This window comes from uncultured Nevskia sp. (assembly GCF_903885465.1).
Classification (GTDB): domain Bacteria; phylum Pseudomonadota; class Gammaproteobacteria; order Nevskiales; family Nevskiaceae; genus Nevskia.
Window position 1 is genome coordinate 1 of record NZ_CAISIQ010000550.1, and the last position, 3,189, is coordinate 3,189.

Sequence of the window (3,189 nt, forward strand, 5' to 3'; positions counted from 1 at the left end):
CGTCGCTCTCGGAACGCGAGATCCGGGTCAACTCGGTGGCGCCGGGTCCGGTTTGGACCCCATTGATACCATCGACGATGTCGCCAGAGCAGGTATCGACGTTCGGTATCAATACCTTGCTAAAGCGGCCCTCCCAGCCAGTTGAACAGGCCACACTATTCGTGTTCCTGGCGTCCGACGATGCGAGCTATGTCACCGGAGAGGTATTCGGGGCTACCGGCGGCCGCACACCGCTATAGTTCAATTCCCTTTTGCTGTTGATGCAGCAGTACGGATCTCACATTTTGAACCCGACCTTCAGCAGAGATTGTGAGGCGAGGGTGTGCGATTACGTTGTCCTGTCGCGGCGGCCGATCCAATTCGACCGCCGCGTTGCCGCTTATCAGGAACGAATCGCTTGCTTGATCGATGCCGCGAGAACCTCCAGCTTCGCGCAGAACTTGCTTCGCAATATTTTGTGCCTCTACGGCGTCATAACAATCTTTCTCCAGCCTGTTTCCCGATCATTGAACCTCTTGTATCCCTCAGCCGCATCGGACAGCTTCATGCGGTGAGAAATGATGGCGTCCGGCCGGAGACGGCCTTCTTGGATCGCCGTCAACAGACCAGGCATGTGATGCTGGACATGAGTCTGACCCATGCGGAATGTCAAGCCCTTATCGAAGGCATCGCCGAACATGAAGCCGTGAAGGAACCCGACATAGACGCCGGGCACGCTGACGATGCCGCTGCGGCGCGTCGAGGCAATGCACTGGCGTAGCACGAATCCAACGGAGGCTTCGATCTTGACTGCTGCAAGCACGGTTTCGACGAGACTTCCCTTCGCTTCAAAACCAACGGCATCGATGCTGGCGTCGAGGCCACGGCCATGGGTTTCTTCGACGATCTGCTTGGCAGGATCGCTTTGATCCTTGAGGTTTATCGGCTTGACGCCGTAGTGGGCAACCGCGAAATCGAGGCGATCCTGTAGTTCATCGATCATGTAAATCGTAGACGCACCCAACATCCTTGCCGAGGCCGCCGCCATCATGCCGACCGGCCCGGCACCAAAGATCGCAAGCGTGCTGCCGTCGCCGATTTCGGCGTTGACCACCGCCTGATATCCGGTGGGCAGGATGTCGGATAGGAACAATACCTGTTCGTCCGCGAGACCCGAGGGAATCTTCAGAGGGCCGATGTCAGCATGCGGAACGCGCACGTACTCGGCCTGTCCGCCGGCAAAGCCGCCGTACAAATGTGAGTAGCCGAACATACCAGCGCTTGGCTTGAGCCCCTTGGCGTTGATCGCCCCGCCTTTGCCCGGGTTTGTCGTTTCACAAGAGGCGTACTGATCCTTCTCGCAAAAGAAGCAATGGCCGCAGGCAATGGTGAAAGGAATGACAACCCGATCGCCACGGTTCAGATTGGTCACGGCGGAGCCGGTATCTTCGACGACGCCCATGAACTCGTGGCCGAGGATGTCGCCGTCCAAAAGTTCGGGGACCTTGCCGCCGTAGAGATGCAGATCCGACCCGCAGATTGCTGTCGCGGTCACCCTTAGCAGCATGTCCGTCGCTTCGAGGATCGAGGGATCTGGAACATTGTCAACGCGTACATCGTGCTTGCCGTGATAAACGAGGGCTTTCATGTGATCTCCGTGATAAGTGCTGTCGCTGTAGCGACTGAATTCCTACCCGGAAAAGAGATCAAGCGTCATGCCTGTACCGCGCGGAGTTTTTTCTCAAATTAACCGTGTGTCGAGTTGGCGAAGCCATCAACAGGCGGTCAGCCAATAAATTTGGCGAGCAAGACCCGAAGGGCACGCGATAACGCGAACGCGCACTTAGAGTGACAAGGTCATTACCTTGCACTAATGGGAATAACGCTTGCCGAGGCCGGATTCGCCGGACGACGCGCCTGTCCATCGCTTCCGAGTATCTTGAAATGACCTCTGAGTGCTCACCTTGTCTCTCCCGGCAGGCGCTCACTAGCATCATTACAAGCGCTTCGCTCGTCACCGCATGCTCCTCTGGGAAGCTGTCGTGACTTCGCTGTACTTAGCAGCGACATCATATTTAGCCTGGGACGTTTTTCAATCAGGTATTGATCGGTGGTTCACCAGACCCGGTGCCAACGTCGCCCTCGGTGTCTGACGGCCTGATGCTAGGCTCGGATGACGGTATCGTAGGTACCGTAGTTGCAATCATGCCACCTTCGTTTTCCCAACGATTTATTTCAGGAGGCTTCTGCGTCGGCGATCGCGCTGCTCTACCAACGGGCCTTAGTAAAGCATTCATAACCAAATACCCACCACAGCTCGCGATCAGTGCGATCATCATCAATCTCCATCGCACCGCCAATAATGATGATGGCGGGGTAGCATCAAAGGTGGCATTCATAGCGGGCTTATCTCCAGGGGAGAAATGACGAAGTTCGGCTGTCAGCATTCCGAAACGACTCTCGACAGAGAAGCACGAGCCGACGCCGAAAATACTTGAGCAAATCTTGTTCCCATCAGACGCGTCGTCGGGATGGCGGTGTGGTAGTGGACGATCAATACGCATTTCCGTCAATCGCGCCACGCTACCCGATCTTTCTCCTGAATTGGTGGCTTCGCAGCGGGCATGCCATCTGCTGACTTTTCGGGGCCAAATGTGTATTTGATGAGCCCTTTTAGACGGAGATTGAAGATGGCTAACGATACGATGATCGACACCCTCAATGACTTAATCGCAACCAGCAAGGATGGTGAACAAGGTTTTCTGGTTGCGTCCAAGCATGCGCACTCGGTAACTCTGCGCGCGTTGTTCGCAGATTTTTCCGCCGATTGCAGGCGGGCAGCCGCAGAATTGCAGGACTGTGTTGCGGCTCTCGGCGGTACCGCCACGACCAGTGGCACGACAGCGGGCGCGCTGCATCGTGGCTGGATGAACTTGCGGACTTCCGTTACGTCAGCAGATGACCTCGCTTTACTTCAAGAATGCGAGCGCGGGGAAGATCACGCGAAGGCCTGTTACGCAGCAGCGATGAACACCAAAATTGCGCCAGCCGTGCGGACGCTGTTGGAACGCCAGTATCAGGGAGCGCTCCGGCACCACGATCGCATCCGTGACCTACGCAACCGGGAAAAGGCTTCTGCTTGACTAACGCCTACTCGGTGTCGGTTGCACGAGCGAGTTTAAGTTACCGGACAATCCATAAATTTCCTGA

4 protein-coding genes are annotated in these 3,189 nt (G+C 56.2%); 3 read left to right on the forward strand and 1 reads right to left on the reverse strand.

Annotation, left to right across the window (positions count from 1 at the left end; all coding sequences use genetic code 11):
- On the forward strand, positions 1-239 hold a 239-nt coding region (locus QZY06_RS21295; RefSeq protein WP_295688067.1), incomplete at its 5' end, for an SDR family oxidoreductase.
- Positions 240-463: 224 nt separating this feature from the next.
- Here QZY06_RS21295 and QZY06_RS21300 read toward each other — a convergent pair.
- On the reverse strand, positions 464-1,627 hold the full coding sequence (locus tag QZY06_RS21300) for a zinc-dependent alcohol dehydrogenase (protein ID WP_295688069.1): 1,164 nt from the start codon (positions 1,625-1,627) through the stop codon (positions 464-466).
- Between the two features lie 497 nt (positions 1,628-2,124).
- On the opposite strand from QZY06_RS21300, the gene QZY06_RS21305 reads away from it, so the two are divergent.
- Positions 2,125-2,406 (forward strand): hypothetical protein, encoded by a 282-nt coding sequence (locus tag QZY06_RS21305; RefSeq protein ID WP_295688071.1) that lies wholly within the window; start codon positions 2,125-2,127, stop codon positions 2,404-2,406.
- A 263-nt stretch (positions 2,407-2,669) separates the two neighbouring features.
- Positions 2,670-3,122 (forward strand): PA2169 family four-helix-bundle protein, encoded by a 453-nt coding sequence (locus QZY06_RS21310; protein ID WP_295688074.1) that lies wholly within the window; start codon positions 2,670-2,672, stop codon positions 3,120-3,122.
- Positions 3,123-3,189: the final 67 nt, after the last annotated feature.